The sequence below is a fragment of the Thermosulfurimonas marina genome (assembly GCF_012317585.1).
Lineage (GTDB): Bacteria > Desulfobacterota > Thermodesulfobacteria > Thermodesulfobacteriales > Thermodesulfobacteriaceae > Thermosulfurimonas_A > Thermosulfurimonas_A marina.
This window is the reverse complement of the sequence record NZ_CP042909.1, coordinates 1,386,214-1,404,032: the sequence shown is the minus strand read 5'-3', so window position 1 is coordinate 1,404,032 and position 17,819 is coordinate 1,386,214. Positions and strand designations below refer to the sequence as shown.

15 protein-coding genes and 1 pseudogene are annotated in these 17,819 nt (G+C 51.8%); 11 read left to right on the top strand and 5 right to left on the bottom strand.

Annotation, left to right across the window (positions count from 1 at the left end):
• Nucleotides 1–85: 85 nt before the first annotated feature.
• The 5 genes and pseudogenes from hsdR to FVE67_RS09490 all read left to right on the top strand — a co-directional run.
• On the top strand, nt 86–2,605 hold the full coding sequence (hsdR, locus tag FVE67_RS07315; protein ID WP_246167942.1) for an EcoAI/FtnUII family type I restriction enzme subunit R: 2,520 nt from the start codon (nt 86–88) through the stop codon (nt 2,603–2,605).
• Nucleotides 2,605–4,071 (top strand): type I restriction-modification system subunit M, encoded by a 1,467-nt coding sequence (locus tag FVE67_RS07310; RefSeq protein ID WP_168719960.1) that lies wholly within the window; start codon nt 2,605–2,607, stop codon nt 4,069–4,071. The genes hsdR and FVE67_RS07310 overlap by 1 nt, the downstream gene beginning before the upstream one ends.
• Nucleotides 4,068–5,354 (top strand): restriction endonuclease subunit S, encoded by a 1,287-nt coding sequence (locus FVE67_RS07305; RefSeq protein ID WP_168719959.1) that lies wholly within the window; start codon nt 4,068–4,070, stop codon nt 5,352–5,354. The genes FVE67_RS07310 and FVE67_RS07305 overlap by 4 nt, the downstream gene beginning before the upstream one ends.
• Before the next feature lie 99 nt (nt 5,355–5,453).
• Entirely contained in the window at nt 5,454–6,479 is a 1,026-nt protein-coding gene (locus FVE67_RS07300) for an IS630 family transposase (RefSeq protein ID WP_168719958.1), read from the top strand.
• 26 nt (nt 6,480–6,505) lie between these two features.
• Nucleotides 6,506–6,708: pseudogene (locus tag FVE67_RS09490) on the top strand (IS1634 family transposase); the annotation flags it as partial.
• Nucleotides 6,709–6,854: 146 nt separating this feature from the next.
• On the opposite strand, the gene mutM reads toward FVE67_RS09490, so the two are convergent.
• Together mutM and FVE67_RS07290 are read right to left on the bottom strand one after the other, a co-directional pair.
• Nucleotides 6,855–7,658, bottom strand: coding sequence for a bifunctional DNA-formamidopyrimidine glycosylase/DNA-(apurinic or apyrimidinic site) lyase (gene mutM / locus FVE67_RS07295; RefSeq protein ID WP_168719957.1), 804 nt, complete (start codon nt 7,656–7,658; stop codon nt 6,855–6,857).
• A complete protein-coding gene (locus FVE67_RS07290; RefSeq protein ID WP_168719956.1) occupies nt 7,642–8,712 on the bottom strand; it encodes an AI-2E family transporter in 1,071 nt (356 codons plus the stop codon). Before FVE67_RS07290 ends, mutM begins: the two co-directional genes overlap by 17 nt.
• Nucleotides 8,713–8,758: 46 nt before the next feature.
• Between FVE67_RS07290 and FVE67_RS07285 the strand changes: the two genes are divergently transcribed.
• From FVE67_RS07285 to FVE67_RS07260, 6 genes are all read left to right on the top strand, one after another.
• Nucleotides 8,759–10,006, top strand: coding sequence for a hemolysin family protein (locus FVE67_RS07285; protein WP_168719955.1), 1,248 nt, complete (start codon nt 8,759–8,761; stop codon nt 10,004–10,006).
• Nucleotides 10,003–11,235: a hemolysin family protein gene (locus FVE67_RS07280; RefSeq protein WP_168719954.1), complete on the top strand. Its 1,233-nt coding sequence runs from the start codon at nt 10,003–10,005 to the stop codon at nt 11,233–11,235. The genes FVE67_RS07285 and FVE67_RS07280 overlap by 4 nt, the downstream gene beginning before the upstream one ends.
• Nucleotides 11,232–11,684 carry a phosphohistidine phosphatase SixA gene (gene sixA, locus FVE67_RS07275; protein WP_168719953.1) on the top strand — a complete coding sequence of 151 codons (453 nt, stop codon included), beginning with the start codon at nt 11,232–11,234 and terminating at the stop codon, nt 11,682–11,684. The genes FVE67_RS07280 and sixA overlap by 4 nt, the downstream gene beginning before the upstream one ends.
• A gap of 65 nt (nt 11,685–11,749) precedes the next feature.
• Nucleotides 11,750–13,018 carry a glycosyltransferase family 4 protein gene (locus FVE67_RS07270; RefSeq protein WP_168719952.1) on the top strand — a complete coding sequence of 423 codons (1,269 nt, stop codon included), beginning with the start codon at nt 11,750–11,752 and terminating at the stop codon, nt 13,016–13,018.
• Complete coding sequence (locus FVE67_RS07265; RefSeq protein ID WP_168719951.1) at nt 13,019–13,846, top strand: polysaccharide deacetylase family protein; 828 nt, start codon at nt 13,019–13,021, stop codon at nt 13,844–13,846. It begins immediately after the preceding gene.
• Nucleotides 13,828–14,772: a lysylphosphatidylglycerol synthase transmembrane domain-containing protein gene (locus FVE67_RS07260; RefSeq protein ID WP_168719950.1), complete on the top strand. Its 945-nt coding sequence runs from the start codon at nt 13,828–13,830 to the stop codon at nt 14,770–14,772. Before FVE67_RS07265 ends, FVE67_RS07260 begins: the two co-directional genes overlap by 19 nt.
• Here FVE67_RS07260 and FVE67_RS07255 read toward each other — a convergent pair.
• From FVE67_RS07255 to FVE67_RS07245, 3 genes are read right to left on the bottom strand one after another with little or no spacing between them, the layout of a single operon-like run.
• On the bottom strand, nt 14,681–15,301 hold the full coding sequence (locus FVE67_RS07255) for a DUF3261 domain-containing protein (protein WP_168719949.1): 621 nt from the start codon (nt 15,299–15,301) through the stop codon (nt 14,681–14,683). The two genes, FVE67_RS07260 and FVE67_RS07255, sit on opposite strands and share 92 nt — an antisense overlap.
• Entirely contained in the window at nt 15,271–16,866 is a 1,596-nt protein-coding gene (locus FVE67_RS07250) for a tetratricopeptide repeat protein (protein ID WP_168719948.1), read from the bottom strand. The genes FVE67_RS07255 and FVE67_RS07250 overlap by 31 nt, the downstream gene beginning before the upstream one ends.
• A complete protein-coding gene (locus FVE67_RS07245; protein WP_168719947.1) occupies nt 16,823–17,815 on the bottom strand; it encodes an RNA polymerase factor sigma-32 in 993 nt (330 codons plus the stop codon). Before FVE67_RS07245 ends, FVE67_RS07250 begins: the two co-directional genes overlap by 44 nt.
• Between the last annotated feature and the right edge of the window lie 4 nt (nt 17,816–17,819).

Here is a 17,819-nt window from a genome sequence, read left to right as displayed (position 1 = left end):
CGTATGTCCGCAAAACCTTGTCCGAAATCTAGCTAATGGCTTTAAGGATTAAATATGAAGAAGATTAATAAAAAAGGTGAAACTTATGCTAAACGAAGCAGAAACAAGGGCTAAACTAATAGACCCAAAATTACATGAATCGGGATGGTCGGAAGAGTTAATACAGCGTGAGTTAAAAATAACCGAAGGCAGAATAATAGACGAATACGGAAACAGAAAAGAAGGGGTGAAACCAGATTACATCTTGTTCTTAGAAAGATATTTTCCAATAGCAATTGTTGAAGCAAAGGATGAATCAAAACATCATGCAGCAGGAATGCAACAGGCAAAAAGATATGCAGAAATGCTAAATGTTCCATTTGCTTACTCAACAAACGGGCATAAGATAGAAGAATACGATTTTATAACAAAACAGCAAAGGACACTTGATAAATTTCCTTCTCCACAAGAACTCTGGGAAAGATATTCATTATGGAAGTTTAATAAAACTTTACCCTTTAACAAGGAGGAAAATCCCCTCCTATATCCCTATAAAATCGTCCGAAACAAAACTCCAAGGTATTATCAAATTGCCGCGGTAAAGAATGTTATTGAAGCCTTTTTGAACGGAAAAAAGCGCATTTTACTCACAATGGCTACAGGAACCGGTAAAACGGAGATTGCCTTCTGGATTACATGGAAACTATATCATACTCATAAAGTTCGTAGAGTGTTGTATATTGCCGATAGAATTATGCTCAGAGATCAAGCATATAATCGGTTTGAACCCTTTGAGGGAAAAAGAGAGATAATAAAGGAAGGCAAAGCCTCTCAAATAAGGGATATTTATTTTGCTACATATCAAACCCTTTACTCGGAGAAAAACGGAAAGAGACTCTACCAAGAATATCCGCCGGATTTTTTTGATATGGTGATTATTGACGAGTGCCATAGATCTGGATATGGAAGATGGAAGGAAATTCTTGATTATTTCAAAGATGCCGTTCATTTCGGTATGACAGCAACACCAAAAAGGGATGACAACATAGATACCTATGCCTATTTCGGCACTCCTGTTTATGTTTATAGTTTGGGACAGGGGATAGAAGATGGTTTCCTCGCACCTTACAAAATCCACAAGATTTACATGAATATTGATAAAAAAGGTGGAATCTCTCTTACCGATATAGCCAGTGAAGGTGCTATTATTGAGGCTCCCGAGGAAACGGAAATCAAAGATTTTTACTCCGTTGGTGAATTTGAAAGGGAAATTATTCTTCCAGATAGAACAGAAGCAATGACAAAGAAACTTGCCGAAATATTGAAAATTTATGGTCCGACGGAGAAGACAATCGTTTTCTGTGTAACCAAGGAACATGCTTTAGATGTTGTAAAGATTTTGCAAAACGAATTGGCTTATGATATTACTTCAACCGGAATAAATGCGGATGATTTTGTCGTAAGGATTGTTGATGAAGAACCCAACGCAATAGAACTCGCCCAGAAAATGGCGGATCCTGAAAGTCAGACTCCTGTTATCGCTGTAACCGTTGATTTATTAAGCACAGGTGTTGATATTCCTCCCGTAAAAAATATCGTATTCATGAAACCCATTGCATCTAAGGTTTTATTCAAACAAATTATGGGAAGGGGAAGCAGGATAAGTGAAGATACTGATAAATTCTATTTCAGGATTTTAGATTTTGTAAATGCTACCCGCCTCCTGGATCCATGGGACATGCCACCTGAAGAGTACATTCCTGATATTCTGGAAGGTCCTTTTGATTACTTTTTAAAGGGTAAGGTTGTTGATAGTGAAGATGGAACTCCGATTGCCAATGCAAAGATAACCGCAAAATTAGGGGTTAATATGGTCAAACCGGCAAGAACGGATGAAAACGGAGAATTTATAATAGATGGTTGCCCACATTCGCCGATTAAAGTGAAAGTTGAAGCGAAGGATTATAAACCAAGGGAAGTGAGCGTAGATCCAACACCCTTCAAGGATAAAATTGCTGTTGTAATTGAATTGAAAAAGAAAAGACCAAAAGAAGGAAAAGTAGTGATTAAAGGTATTAATGTTTATGTAGAAGAGGAGTTATATGTTGAGGTAGAGGGTGAGAAACTTAACAAAGCCAGATACATTGAGTATGCCAGAGAAAATGTAAAGAAAAAAGTTCTAACACTGGACGATTTAAGAAAAATATGGATAGATAAAGAAAGCAGAAAGAGATTTTTAGAGGATTTAAAAGCAAAGAGCATAAATCCGGAACTAATAGCCCAATTGCTTGATAGACCCGATGCAGACGCTTTTGATATTATAGCGCATGTTGCCTTTGATGCTCCTATATTGAGCAGAGATGATAGAGCCCAGGCATTGTTAAACGAAAAACAGCAATTTTTAAACTCATTTAACGAAACCGCAAAGAGAGTTTTACTTAACTTAATAGAAAAATACAAGATTGGTGGCATTGATGAAATATCTACGGAAGCCTTAACAACCCCGGATATTGAGAAAATTGGCAAATTAAAAGAGATTATAGATTCCTTCGGAGGTATAGATAGACTTAAACATACGCTTGAAAACATATCCTGGAGTCTTTATGAAGTGGGAGGTGTTAGATAATGGACAGGCAAACACTAAAATCAAAGTTCAAGCAGGCTTGTGATTTACTCAGAAATGAGATTGCCTCGGTTAATTACATTATTCAATTATCATGGATGCTTTTTCTGAAACTATATGATGCTTTAGAAGATGAAAGAGAGTTAAAGGCAAAATTGAAAGGGGAAACATATCAAAGGAATATCCCATCTCCTTACAGATGGAAGGACTGGGTCCATAAAGACTGGAGAAGTGAGGAACTGATAGATTTTGTTAATAACGAGTTATTTCCCTTCCTTTCAAGGTTAGACGGAGATGATGAAAAAGAGTTAATTGCCACCATTTTCAGTGGTAAGGAAATACAGAACTTCCTGAAAGACGGCTACAAGTTAAGAGAGGTTGCCTTGCTCATTGATGAACTTGAATTTAAAACAAGAGATGACATTTATGTGATTTCTACACTGTATGAAGAACTTTTGCCGGAAATTGGGGAGATGGGGAAATACGCCGGTGAGTATTACACCCCGAGACCCGTAATTAGATTGATGGTTAAGATAGTTAATCCAAAGCTTGGGGAAAAGATTTTGGATCCTTTTATGGGTTCTGCCGGCTTCTTGATTGAAAGTTATAACCATATTTTGAAGAGTAAAAATGTTTTTACAACAAAGGAAACAGAGATTCTAAGCGAGATGTTCTACGGACAGGAGAAGAAGGATGTCCCTTATCTTATAGGTATTATGAACCTTCTTTTGCATAATCTTCCCACATCCCACATTTACAAGGTTGATACCTTTGCTGAGGATGTGAGAAAGATTCAGGAAAAGGACAGGGTTGATGTTATTCTAACAAATCCACCTTTTGGTGGCAAGTTTGATGAAAGATTTAAAGTTAATTTCCCTGTTAAAAGTTCTGATACAGAGCTTATGGCTTTGCAATATGTGATGAGGAAAATCAAGCAAGGTGGAAGGGTTGGAATAGTAGTGCCAGAAGGCGTTTTGTCCAATACAACAGGTCCTTTTGTAAGGGTGAGAAAAGAATTACTTGAAAATTACAATGTCCATACGATTATTTCTTTGCCGAAAGGTGTTTTTACCGCTTCTGGAAAAACTCCCGTTAAAACAAACCTGCTTTTCTTTGATAAAACAGGACCAACAAAGGAGATATGGTATTATGAGCATAAACACCCAAAGGGAATGGTAAAAACCCGATATGGTAGATGGGTAGAGAAACAATACACAAAAACAGATCCTATCAAGGATGAATATTTAGTAGATTGCTATGAGAAGTGGAAAAGCCGGGAAATAAGCGAAAACTCATGGATTGTTAAGATTGACGAGATTGATAAGGAAACCTATGAATTAACTCCAAGGAATCCAAACAAGTTAAAGAAGAAAGAATACAGGCCCGCTGGAGAGATTTTAGAAGAAGTTTTGAAGGAAGAAAAAGAAGTTATGGCTTTGCTTGAGGAGTTAAGGGGGATACTACAATGAAACCGCTTGAATCATTCACAAAAACTAAAAAGAAACCATGGGAAGTTGAAGGGGTTGAGTGGAGAGAGGTGAGGTTGGGGGATAAAATTGTTAGTGAAATAATAATGGGGCAATCTCCTCCATCCTTATCTTATAACAGAGACGGAAAAGGATTTCCTTTTTTACAAGGCAATAAAGAGTTCGGAAGATTTTATCCCAAGAATGTTATGTTTACAACCGATCCTAAAAAGATAGCTCAAAAAGGATATGTTTTGTTATCGGTTAGAGCACCTGTTGGGGATGTTAATATTGCTGATAAAGAATACTGTATCGGACGAGGATTGGCAGCTATAAGATTCAATGGAGAACCAAAATATCTATTTTATTTGTTTATAAGCATTAAAGAAGAATTAGAAGAATTAGGAGGAAGAGGCACTACATTTAAAGCAATCACGAAGAACCATCTTAAAAACCTTAAAATCCCCCTTCCCTTCCGCAATGGCAAGCCGGATTTAGAAACGCAAAAGAAAATTGTTGAATACATTGAGGCAAACTTCACGAGAATTGACAAAATCTTAGAGAAGAAAAAGAAAGAACTTGAATGGCTTGACGAACTCTGGGAAAGCGTTTTAGAAGAAGCATTTAAGCCGAAAGAGGGGGAAGATTGGAGAGAGGTGAGGTTAAAAGAATTAGTAGAAGATGTTAAATCCGGATTTGCTTTATCTAAACAAAAAAGAAGGAAAATAGACTTAAATAACGGGATACCACAGCTTCGCCCTTATAATATAGCAAACTGGAACAAAATCAGCCTTTCAGAATTAACTTTTATCCCAAAAGAAATGGAAGGAGTAGAAGATTACTTTATTAATTACAACGATGTCTTATTTAATAATACTAACAGCATTGAACTTGTCGGAAGAGCAGCAGTCTTTAAAGAACTAAGCGGAAATTATACTTACAGCAACCATATAACAAGAATAAGAGTAAATAAACAAAGGATAACACCAGATTTTTTAAGCTGGTATCTTAATTTTCTTTGGAGCAAAGGCTTTTTCTATCTAAAAGCTACAAAGTGGATTGGTCAAGCAGGTATATCAAATAAAAAGCTTTTATCAACCAAAATCCCCCTCCCCTTCCGCAACAACCAACCTGACCTTGAAAAGCAAAAGGAAATAGCAAACCACCTTGACAATGTTTATGAGAAAATCAAAACACTTAAAGAGAAAATCCAGAGCCAAATAACTCAGCTTGAAGAAATGAAAGAAAGTATTTTGGATGAGGTGTTTAGTCATGATGGAAAGTGATTCTATAACTATGGATAGAAGAAGCTCTGGAGTTCTGTACGTTATTAAGAGGTGCAGAAAATGTATGACATGAAAGAATTTTTGTGGTTGTCTTCCCCTATGAAAGACGCTCGCTATTTATCCCCAAAAGCTCAAGAAGCCATAAGACTTAGAGCCGTCCGAGCTGTCCTCAATGGCCAGTCTCAAACCCAGGTGGCTCAAACTTTTGGTGTGGCCAGAGGGACCATTTCAAGATGGCTCAAAATCTATCGGGAAAAAGGCGAAGAAGCCCTTTTGGCCAAACCTCGCGGACGACCTAAGGGAGGAAAGCTTAAGGGTTGGCAGGCGGCGCTGATTTGCAATCTCATAAGGGACAGATGTCCAGACCAGATGAAGCTTCCCTTTGCTCTTTGGACTAGAGAGGCTGTGGGGCAGCTCATAGAGAGGAAGTTTGGGATCAAGCTATCGGTATGGACGGTAGGGCGGTATTTGAGGCGGTGGGGCTTTACGCCGCAGAAGCCTTTGAAGCGGGCCTATGAGCAGAATCCTAAGGAAGTAAAGGCGTGGCTTGAGGAGGAATATCCACGGATCAAGCAGAAGGCCCGAGAGGAAGGAGCGGAGATTTACTGGGGAGACGAGACAGGGATCAGGTCTGACCATCAGGCAGGAAGGAGTTGGGCCCCTAAGGGGGAAACACCGGTGGTGGAAGTAAGCGGCAAGCGATTTCAGTTCAACATGATATCGGCCATAAGCAACCGAGGGAAGATGAAATTCATGATTTTTGGGGAGCGGTTTAATGCGGAGATATTTATCGAATTTTTACGAAGACTCATAAGATCCAACGAAAAAAGAAAGATATTTCTGATAGTTGACAATCATAGGGTACATCATGCGAAGAAGGTGTCAAAGTGGGTGAGTAGACATAAAGAAGAGATAGAGATTTTCTTTTTACCGAAATACAGTCCGGAGCTGAATCCGGATGAATATCTGAATCAAGACGTGAAGACAAGCGCAGTGGGAAGGAGGAGGTCCCGGACGAAAGAAGAATTGATGGGCAACGTGAGGAGCTATTTGATGAGCACGCAAAGGCAGCCAGAGATAGTGAAGAGTTACTTCCGTGCTCCGGCAGTCAGATATGCCATGTAATGTCACACATTAATTGCTCGGATTAATATCAGGAGGTGATGACGGATCTTGAGCGGCTTAAGGCGGTGGAGGTTACGGTGGATGGGAGGATTACTTGGTGAGGACGGAACTTGAGGGGAAGGCCTATGAGGTATTCAAGGCGGTGGGAATAAGGGTACCAGGGAGGGTTCTTGAGGTGGGAGGAGAGGATGTTGTGGAACGCGGGGGTAGTATGCCCGGAAACCGTTGATACAAGCGAATTTTTTTGCCCGGGGTGTCAAAGTTGAGTCTACCGATTCTTCCGAAAGACCACACCCCGACCCTCGGAATGGCCCCGGAGCCTTTCCCCGGTGCAGAAGATCTATCTGGAAATAACCCCCAAAATCTTCCAATAGCTCATCTCTGGCAACGGGGGCAGAAGGTAGTACCCCGGCCGGCTACCACCTTATAGGCGAGAGGGGTCCGGCAACGGGGACAGGGTTGGCCCCGTTTCCCGTAGACCAGGTGTTCTTCCTGAAAGGCCCCGGACTCCCCTCGGCCGTCCACGTAGTCGCGCACGGAAGAGCCCCGCAACTCCAGGGCCCGCCGGAGGACCTCCTGGACGGCCTCATAGAGACGCCTTATTTCCTCGGGAGAAAGGCTTCGGGCCGGGCGCTCTGGATGGAGACCGGCCCGAAAAAGACTCTCGTCCACGTAGATGTTTCCCAGGCCGGAAAGGACCTTTTGGTCAAGAAGTAGGGCCTTGAGACGACGCCCGGAGGCCTTGAGACGCCGGAAAAACTCTTCGTAAGGGATCCCTAGGGCGTCGGGGCCCAGGGAGGCGTAAAAGGGATGCCGGGGAAGTTCTTCCCGGCTTACCACCTCCAGCCAGCCGAACTGACGCAGATCGGCGTAAAAAAGAGGGGCCTTTTCAAAGTGCAGGATCACCTGCGTGTGCGGGGGCGGCGAGACCCCGTCCTCTCCCAACACCAGGGCCCCGGTGAGCCCCAGATGGACCAGAAGGAGTTTCTCCCTGAAGTCAAAGAGGAGGAGTTTTCCCCGGCGAGCAATCTCTTGGAGAACGTGTCCGCAAAGGGTCCTTAAGGCCCCGGGACGAGGACGCACCAGCTTGGGAAGCTTTACGGTGACCCTCTGGAGGCTTTGTCCCACCAGAGGGGCCAGGTCCCGCCGGATGGTCTCTACCTCAGGCAGTTCCGGCACCGTGCACGACCTTGAGGCGGTAGATCTCCAGAAGAGAAATGGCCAGCGAAAGCACGATGGGCCCTAGAAAGACCCCCAGCACCCCAAAGGCCTTAAGCCCGCCCAGGATACTGAAAAAGAGAAAGAGGGTATGGATCTCCGTCTGGGAACCCACAATGAAGGGCCGCAGGAGGGAGTCGATCTGGCTCACCACCACCAGGGAATAAATCAGAAGAATAAGGGCCTTGATGAAAGAGGCCTTGGCCAGGAGATAAAGGGTGGCCGGGATCCAGACCAGGGCCGTGCCTACCATGGGGACGAAAGAGGCCGCAGCGGTAAGCAGGCCCAAAAAGATGGCTGAAGGTAGCCCCAGAAGGAGATAAATAATCAAGGCCGCCAGCCCCTGGGCCAAACCGGTAAGCAATCCCCCGAAAAGAACCGCCCGCAGAACTTCCCGCACCTTGCCCACCATGCGCTCGGTCTCCTCTAAGGTGCCTGGCAGGAGCTCCTTTACCTCTTCCACGAAACGATCCCCATCCCGAAAGAGATAAAAGAGGGTGATGAGCATGAAGACCAGATTGAAGATCAGGGCCACGGTGTTGCGGAAAAGGCTTTTGCCCTGGGTGATAAGGAATTGGCCGGTCTCGGAGGCCAGGGCCGCCAGCACCTGCTTGAGCTGGGTTTCAAAGGGGGTGAGGCGGGAGACCAGGCCCTGAAGGAGACCGTAAAGCCGGGGATATTTCTCCGGGGAAGGGATCAGGGCCTGAGGACCGCGGTCGAGCAGCCCCTTGAGGCCGCTTACCAGATCCAGGGCCTGGCGGGTGACCTCGGTAAGGATAAAACCGGAGGGAAGGAGGAGGAAGAGCACCACCCCGGCGATGAGGACCACGGCGGCCAAGGCCCGTCGATCTCCGAGTTTGCGGCGCAACCAAAGGTTTACTGGAAAAAGATAAAAAGAAAGGATAACCGCCCAGGCCACCGGCTGGAAAAAGGGCCGCAGGAGCTTCACTAGGAGGGCCGCCACCAGGAGGCTCAGGCCTCCCGCCAGAAAGTAGCTCACCCAGCGCGTATCCATGGTATTATCTTTTTACCGAACAAAGCTTCCGGAGGAAAGAGCGGACTTGGATCCCTGGCAAGTCTGGCCCCTTATCCTGGTCTTTATCCTCCTTTCAGCCCTCTTTACCTGTTCGGAAACGGCCCTCTTTTCCCTCTCTCGCCTAGAGATCAACCGCCTGCGCCGCCATACCCGGGCGGGTTGCCGCCTGGCGGCTCAGCTCCTCAAAGAGCCCCAGAAACTCCTGACCACCATTCTCATGGGAAACGAGATCGCGGACATAGTGTCTTCCTCGCTGGCCAGCTGGTTTTTCTACGAGACCATGGGGATGGCGGGAAAATGGGTGGCCTATCCCCTGATGAGTCTCCTCCTTTTCGCCTGGGGAGACCTCCTTCCCAAGGTAATAGGGTTTCGCTTCCGGGAGGCCGCCGCCTGTGCCCTCTCCCGGCCGCTCTATTTCTTTGTCCTTCTGCTCTCTCCTCTCCGGGTCCTCCTCCTGGCCCTGGCTCAGGGGATCTTTCAGCTGGCCGGGCTCTCTCTTTCTACGGGACACCGCGTCCCTCCGGAGGAAGAAATCAAACACCTGGTAGAAGAGGCCTTTGCCTCCGGGGCCCTGAGGCCGGAAGAGCGCCATTTCATCTACGGGCTCTTCGAGACCGAGGAGACCCCGGTGGCGGCCATCATGACTCCTAGGAAAGAGATCTGGGCCCTTCCCGACCAGGAGATCACCCCGGAGGTCCTTTCCCAGCTCAAAAAGGCTCCCTTTCACAAGATTCCCGTCTATCAGGGGGATCTGGATCAGGTGGTAGGGGTCCTATATCTTCAGGACCTCCTCAAGGCCCGGCTCCAGAAAAAGACCCTGCGGCTTTCGGAAGTGGCCCGCCCGGCCTTTTTCGTGCCGGAGACCACCCGGGTGCGCCAGCTCCTTGAGGAATTCCAGCGGCGGCGCCTGAAGCTGGCCCTGGTGGTAAACGAATACGGCCGGTTAAGCGGGCTGGTGACCCTGGAAGATGTACTGGAGGAGCTTTTCGGAGAAATTTATCGCCGGGAGGAGACCAAAGAGCCTCTCCTTCGGGAGATAGCCCCGGGGCGGTATCTGGTCAAGGGCCGGGTCCATATCGAAGATTTCAATCGGGAAACCGGGGCAGAACTTCCGGAAGGAGAATTCCGGACCCTGGCCGGACTGGTCCTGCATCTTTTCGGAAGGCTTCCGGCCGAAGGGGAAGAAGTCGAGGGATACGGCTTCCGCTTCCGGGTGGAGGGATTGCGGGATCACCGGCTGGAGACCCTGCTCGTGGAAAGGCTCGAGGTATGAAAGGACTGACCCTTCTGGTTTTTCTGGGGTTGCTGGCCGGAGAGGCCTTTTTTGCCGCGGCGGAAATTGCCCTCCTCTCCGCGGGAAAGGCCGGTCTGCGTTCTTTGGCCCGTAGGCATCTAGGGGCCCGAGTGGGTCTCCTTCTCCTTGAGGATCCCGAAAAGCTCCTTACCACCACCCTCCTGGGCCTCAACCTCTGCGTGATCGCCAACGGGGTCTTCACCACCAGTCTCCTTCTGGAAATCTTTCCCGAACATGGAGGGCTCTTGGCCCTGGTGGGGCTGCCTCCGACCATGCTCCTTTTCGGGCAGATCATCCCCAAAAACCTGGCCCGGGCCCGGGCCTTGACCCTGGCTCCCCTTCTGGCCCCGCCCCTCTATATTTTTTCGCGAATCCTCTATCCTTTAGTGCTTCCCATCTCGGCCCTGGCGCGGCGCACGGTGGAAGGTCTAGGCTCCCCGAAACACACCGTGCCGACCTATGTGCGGGAAGAACTCAAGGGCCTCCTGGCCACCGAAAAAAGCCTCGAACCCTTGGAACGCAAAGCCTTAGAAAGGCTGTTTTCCTTCGCCGAAAAGACCGTGGACCAGGTCATGGTGCCCCTGGTGAGGGTCAAGATGCTCCCCGAGGAGGCCCGGGTGGAAGAGGCCCTGCGCATCTTCGCCCATTACGGCTTTTCGCGAATTCCGATCTTTCGAGGACGGGTCTACCGCATCGTGGGGGTGGTTTACGCCCAGGACCTTTTAGACGCCCCGGCTGAGGGGCGCCTTTCGGCCTATGTGAGGCCGGTGCGCTATCTTCCGGAATTCAAGCCCGCGGCCGAGGCCCTTTCCGAAATGCAGAAAAGCGGTGAGGACTATGCGGTGGTGGTGGACGAATACGGGGCGGCCATCGGTATTCTCACCCTGGAAGACCTCATGGAAGAGATCCTGGGGGACTTTTTGGACGAACTGGAGCAGGAGGTCAAACCCTATCTCAAATTGGGAGAGGGACACTTTCTCCTCAAGGCCTTTACCGAGGTAGAGACCGCCCGGGAGGTGGGGCTAGAGATCCCGGAAGGGGAATACGAGACCGTGGGAGGCTTTGTGCTTAAGCTGGCCGGCCGCATCCCTCGCCCCGGAGAGGTCTTCCACTTCGGAGACTGGGAGATCCGGGTGCGCCGGGCTACCCCTACGGCCCTGGAGGAATTAGAGTTTATAAAAAAGAAATCCGGAGGTGAGGGGGTATGAGGCTTTATCTGGTTCAGCACGGAAAGTCTCTTTCCGAGGCCGAAGATCCCCGAAGGCCCCTTTCCCCTGAAGGTCGGGAAGAGACCCAGCGTATGGCCGACTGGCTCAGGGAATTGGGAATCCGGGTCCCGGAAATCTGGCACTCCACCAAATTGCGAGCCCGAGAGACCGCGGAGATCCTGGCCGAGGCCCTCGGAGCCCGGACCGTAGAAAAAGAAGGGCTCGCCCCTCTGGATGATCCCCTCCCCGTGGCCGAGGTCCTGAAGGACCGCGCCGAAGATCTCCTGATCGCCGGGCACCTCCCCTTTCTTTCGCGGCTCACAAGCCTCCTTCTTACCGGAGATCCGGAAAAGGAAGTAGTGAAGTTCCGCTTTTCGGGCTGTCTGGCCTTGTTACGGGAGGATTTCTGGCGTATGGATTGGTTTCTTAAACCGGAATTGCGCCGCTAAATACCTTGCTGGTCTCCCGGGCCAGGGTGTAAAGTCGGGAGAGCTTTTCAAAAAAGGGGTCTAAAATGCGGCGCACTCTGGCGCTCAAGGTCTGGGCTTCCAGGGCTACCAGTCTGGCCCGGGGAATACTGGTGGCCCTTCTTCTGCACCGTGAATGGCGGGACACCATAAGGCCCAAAGTCCCCCGTCGGCGGGTGACCCGGGGCGAGCCCCTGCGTGTCGCTCTGGTGAGCGAATATTATTACCCTGTTCTCGGGGGGATCACCGAACACGTGCACCACTTCGCCCGGCATCTCCTGCAGGCCGGCCATGAGGTAACCATCTTTACTCCGGAGGCCGGGCCCTTCGGCCGGGATACGGGGGAGGTGGGCCGCCGGGTGGTAAAGGTGGGCCGCTCGGTCCCGGTTTACTCCAACGATTCTTACGCCCGGATGAGCCTGGGCCGAAGATTGGGGGAAACCCTTCAGCACCTTTTCGAAGAGGGGAATTTTGATCTGGTGCATGTGCACTCCCCTTTCACCCCTACCCTGCCCCTTCTAGCCATAAAATATTCCCCGGTACCGGTGGTAGGGACCTTTCATACCCATTTTGAGGAAAACCTCGGGATGTCCCTTCTCCATCCCTACCTGCGGCCCTATCTGGAGGCCCTGGCGCTCCGCATCGCCGTCTCGCCGGTCTGCATCCGATCTCTGGAGAGGTATTTTGGCGACCTCTCTTTTGTGGTGGTCCCCAACGGAATCGATACCGGGGTTTATCACCCCGAAGGGCCACGACTTCCGGAGTTTGAAGACGGAAGTTTCAACGTCCTCTACGTGGGCCGCTTTGATCCCCGGAACGGACTGGAGACCCTCCTTCAGGCCTTCGCCCACCTGGCCAGAGAGCGCCCCAACCTGCGCCTCATCGTGGTGGGCTTTGGTCCTCTCGAGGAGTATTATCGCCGCTTGGTCCCTCCTGAGCTGCGCTCCCGGGTAATCTTTGCCGGACGAGTGGACGAAGAACGGCCCCTCTATTACCGTACGGCCCAAGTCCTCTGTTTTCCGGCCAAAAAGGGAAGCTTCGGGATCACTCTTCTGGAGGCCATGGCCTGCGGCACTCCGGTGGTGACCACCGACATCGAGGGTTTTCGTTTCGTGATGACTCCCGGGGAGCACGGCCTGATGGTTCCGCCGGACTCTGGGGCCCAAGGCTACGCCCGGGCCCTGGCCTATCTTATGGACCACCCGCAGGAGAGAAGGGCCATGGCCCGTAAGGCCCGAGAGCGGGCCCTTTCTTTCTCCTGGGAAAGGGTCTCCCAGACCGTCCTTGATTACTACTATCAGATCCTGGGGGCCTGAATGTTTCGTCTCTGGAGGGCCCTCCCCCCGCGTCTCCGCAGAAGATTGCTTTTAGGAGGGGTGGGGGTACTCTGGGCCGCAGGAGGTCTGGTCCGCAAGATTCCTGACGGGAAAAGCCGGGCCCTTCTGGTGGGAGGCAGTCTCCTTTTCCTGGATACCTTTTTTCCCCAGATAAACCTCTTCGGTCAAACCTTTTGGAGGGGAAAAAGTCCCTCCTCCTTTGCCCTTACCTTTGACGACGGACCAGACCCCCGGATCACCCCCCGGCTACTGGATCTCCTTGGCGAAACGGGCTTTCGGGCCACCTTTTTTGTCCTCTTAGAGCGGGCCCATCGCTGGCCCGAAATCTTGAGGTCCCTGAAAGAAGAAGGGCACGAAATAGCCCTCCACGGCTGGAGTCATCGAAAGATATGGACCCTGAGCCCCGGGGCCTTTTCCCGAGAACTGGAAAAGGCCTGTCAGGCCTTTCGGGAACTCCTCGGAGGCCCTCCGCGGTGGTACCGTCCACCCCACGGGTTCATTCGCCTGGATCAGGCCCTTCTTCTGCGCCGCTTCGGTCTGAGACTGGCCGGATGGACGGTAGGAGTCTGGGATACCGATCCGGAGGTCACGGCCGAAGAGATCTACCGGCGGGTGATGGAGACCCTCCTTCCCGGGGACATCCTCCTCCTTCACGACGGAGTAGCCGATCGCCAGCGCCCCCAGAAGGCCATGTTGCAGGCTCTGGCCTCCATCCTGCAGGAATTAAAAAGTCGAAGGATTAGAGCCGTCACCCTCACGGATCTCTGGGAAGAGACCACGAAGAGACCATGCGCCGCGCTCGCCTGATCCTGGCTTCTTTCCTGGGGCTGGCCCTTCTGGGGGGACTTTTCTGGCGGATCCCTCCCGGGGAAGTCTGGAATACCCTTCGGAAGACCCACCCCTGGCCCTTGCTAGGCCTGGTTCTCTTGGATCTTCTGGTCCTTGTGGCGAAGTCCGAAAGATGGCGAGCCCTGGTCTCCCCTCTCCACCTCCTCAAGCCCTGGGAGACCTTCCAGCTCACGGTGGCGGGCTTTCTGGGAAATATCCTCCTTCCGCTCCGGGCCGGAGATCTAGGTCGGGGGCTCTGGTTGGCCCGTAGGGGGCTTTCCAAAATTTCGGGAGTGGGGACCGTAGCGGCGGAAAAGTTCCTAGATGCCCTGGGGCTCCTCAGCCTGAGCCTTCCAGCCGCCCTTCTCTCCCCCCTGTTACGGAAAGAAAAGGGGCTCCTTCTGGGGCTTAATCTCCTCCTCTTTGGCCTGATTCTCCTCTTTCCTTGCCTTGAAAAACACCTTTCCACGAGATTTCTCTCCGGCCTAAAAGGCCTTTCTATTTTCCGGATCTTCTGGAAGGCCTATCTCCTTTCCCTCTTTTCCTGGATCCTTCAGGTGGGTATGATTCTCCTGGCCTCCCGGGCCCTGGGGCTTTCCCTCTCTCCAGAGGCCGCCCTGGCGGCCCTTGTGGTCCTCAATCTCCTCTTGATCCTCCCCACTCCTCCGGCCAATCTAGGAATAACCCAGGCAGCTATAACCGCGACCCTGGTCTTTTACGGCCTCAGCCCGCCGCAGGCCTTGAGCGTGTCCCTTCTCTATCATGCCCTGCAAATCCTGGTTCTCCTTCTTCTGGGGCCAGGATGTCTGGCCTTCAATCTCCTTCCGGTAAGAAGAAGGAACGCAGGTCTACGGGCTGAGGGACCACCTCTGGAGGAGGGGGGATCTTCGGGGGCCGGGGGGTAATCTCTTGAAAATGTAAGCTCACCTTCATACGTAAGGGGGAGATTTCCAAGAAGATCCCTCGGGGCTTTCGGACCTGCACCCTGAGGAGGGTCCTCTGAAAATAGGTCAACCGCCAGCCCTGGCCGTCAGGCTTAAGATGATAGCCCTCTCCTAGGCGCGAAGACCTCTCCGGAGGCCACCTCCCCAGGACCAAATAGGGTAAGACCTCGACGAGCGCCGGTGGAAAAGGCTGGAGCTCCACGGCCTGGACCGGGCCGCCGGGGCTCTCCTCCCAGACCACCCGCCCTTTCTCAAACCAGAACCGGAAGAGGGCCCCTCCGAAGGGAGAGAAGGCCTCGACATAGAGTTCTCCGGGGTGAATCAGGACCACGGCCTTTCCGGAAAGGCGCCTTTTAGGGGCCACAAGCCGGAAACGCACCAGGGCCGCAAAAGACTCCGCTTCCGGAGGGGGAGGAAGCCCGATGCGGGGCCGGGCACAGGAAAAGAGGATCAGGAAGACTAAGAGGAAGGCGCCTTTGGTACGGGACACGCCTTGACCTTCTTTTCGATCCGCTCCCGATCCCGACGATGCTTCACGAATTCCAGGGCCCGACGATAGCTCTCACAGGCCTTCTCCGCCTGTCCCAAGGCCCGAAAGATGTCCCCGTGATGTTCCAGAACGATGGCGTCCTCCGGGGAGAGTTTCACCGCCCTTTCGATCTCCCGGGCGGCCTCCTTGAGGCGTCCCTGCCGGTAAAGGACCCAGGCCAGGGAGTCGATGATGTAGCCCGCTTCGGGTTGCTTCTCTAGGGCCTTACGGATCAACCTTTCGGCCTCCTTCAGGTTTTCTCCCAACTCCGCATAGGTGTAGCCCACGAAATTTAAGATCACGGGATCGTCCGGATTTTTCTTAAGAAGAGGCTTTACCAAAGCGAGGGCCTCGCGCAGACGTCCCAGACAAGAAAGAAGAAGGCCCTTAGTGAGGACAAGATCCTGATTCTCGGGAAAGCGGGCCAGCCCCTGGTCGGCAAAGGAAAGCCCCTCCTCGCAACGGTCCGTCTCTTCGGCAGCGTTGGCCGCCAGAAAATAGAGCTGGGGATCCTTCGGGCCGCGGGCCAGAAGCCCCCGAAGATAGGCCAGGGCCTCCTCCGGACCGGAAAGCTCCTTTCTTAGGGAAAAGATGCGCTCTACGGCCTGGAAATAGAGGTCACTTTCCGGAGGGATTTTCTGATAAGTGGCCAGGGCCTCGGCCCGCCGCCCGGTCTTCTCGAGAACTATACCCAGAAGAAAGAGAAGACGCTGGTTTTTGGGGTCTTTTTGGAGTTCTTTCTGGAGAAAGGCCTCGGCCTCCGCCCAGCGCCCCGCCTCCACATAAAGCTGGAGCAGGGCCTGTTTGAGATGGAGATTTTCCGGATCCCTTTTCAGGGCCTCCTGATAAAGCCTTTCCGCCTCCTCCAGGGCTCCGCTTTTGCGCAGAAATTCTCCGGCCTCCATCAGCACCCGGAGGTCGCCCTGAGAGACCTCCACCGCCTTAAGATAGGCCTTTCGAGCCTCCTCGGTCTTTCCGGCCCGGACCAGGAGCCGGGCCTTAAAGAGCCAAAGGGACACGGAATCCGGGTGATATTCCAGGATACGATTTAAGGAACTTACGGCCCCTTCCAGGTCCTTGGTGGAAAGGTAGGCATTGAGAAGGAGCCCGAGGGCCTCTTGGTTTCGGGGATCCTTTTCCACCACCTTCTCCAGGGTGGCGATGGCCCTCAGGAATCTCTTCTGAGAAAGATAGACCCGGGCCAGGAGAAGCTGAAGTTCCTCATCTTCTGGGGCCCTTTTTAGGGCTTTCCGGATCACGGTCTCCGCCTTCTCGTACTCCCCCAGGCGTCCATAAATTTCCGCCAAAAGCTTCCGGGGATAGAGGGCCTCGGGGTCCTGGCGGAGAACCTTATAGAGTTCTCTTCGCGCTTCGGAAAGTCGACCCTCCTGGTAGGCCCGGGCTGCCCTAAGAAAATGATAATAGGCTTCGGCCCGCCTCCCGGCCCAAGAGACCCCAAAAAGCTGGAGCCAGAGGAGAAGGCTAAGCAGTAGCCCCTTCCAGAGCCAAGGGATAGTTGTGCGCATCCGGTAACCTCTCCTCAAGATACTTGCGCAGCTTGCGCAGAAGTCTTTCCTCGATCTGGCGCACCCTCTCCCGGGAGATACCGAAACGTTTGCCGATCTCCTGAAGGGTGAGGGGATTTTCCGCCAGCAATCTCTCGTAAAAAATAACCCGTTCCTTGTCCTGGAGGGTCTTTCCGAATTCGTGAAGGAGCTGCGAAAAGCGCGAGAGGACCTCCTCCCGGGCGATCTGGTCTTCCACCGAAGGTCCGGGGGCCCGCAGGAAATCCTTGAAGGCGTCCTCCGAATCCTCTTTGAGCGGGGCCTCCAGACTTACATCCGAGGCGGAAAGCCTCTGCTCCATCTCAATGACGTCCTTTTCCCGTACCTGGAGCCTTTCGGCAAGCATCTTCGGGGTGGGCTTGAAACCCAGGGCCTCCAGCCGCTCCTTCTCTTTGCGCAGGTTATAAAAGAGCTTGCGCTGGGCCTGGGTGGTCCCGATCTTGACCAGCCGCCAGTTGTCCATGATGTATTTGAGGATGTAGGCCCGGATCCAGAAGGAGGCGTAATAGGAAAACTTCACCCCCCGGTAGGGATCGAACTTGCGCACCGCCTGAAGGAGCCCCAGATTGCCCTCCTGAATGAGGTCCAGAAAATTGCGGGTCCAAAACTGCTGGAATTCCAGGGCGATCTTGACCACCAGACGCAGATTGGAGGTGACCAACTTGTAGGCCAGACGGGGGTCCCGGGTCTCGTAATACTCCTTGGCAATCCGTTCCTCCTCTTCCCGGGAAAGGAGGGGGAATTTACTGATCTCCGCCAAATAGCGCTGAAGCGGATCTACCGCCGAAGGGAGCCTATCTTCGGAGGAAACAACCGGAAGGGTCTCCTCGGCGGAGGGCTCCGCTCCGGTCTCCTCCAGGGAAGGAGCCCCGGTAGAAACTTCTTCTTTTTTCTTTTTTTTCTTGGACATGGAA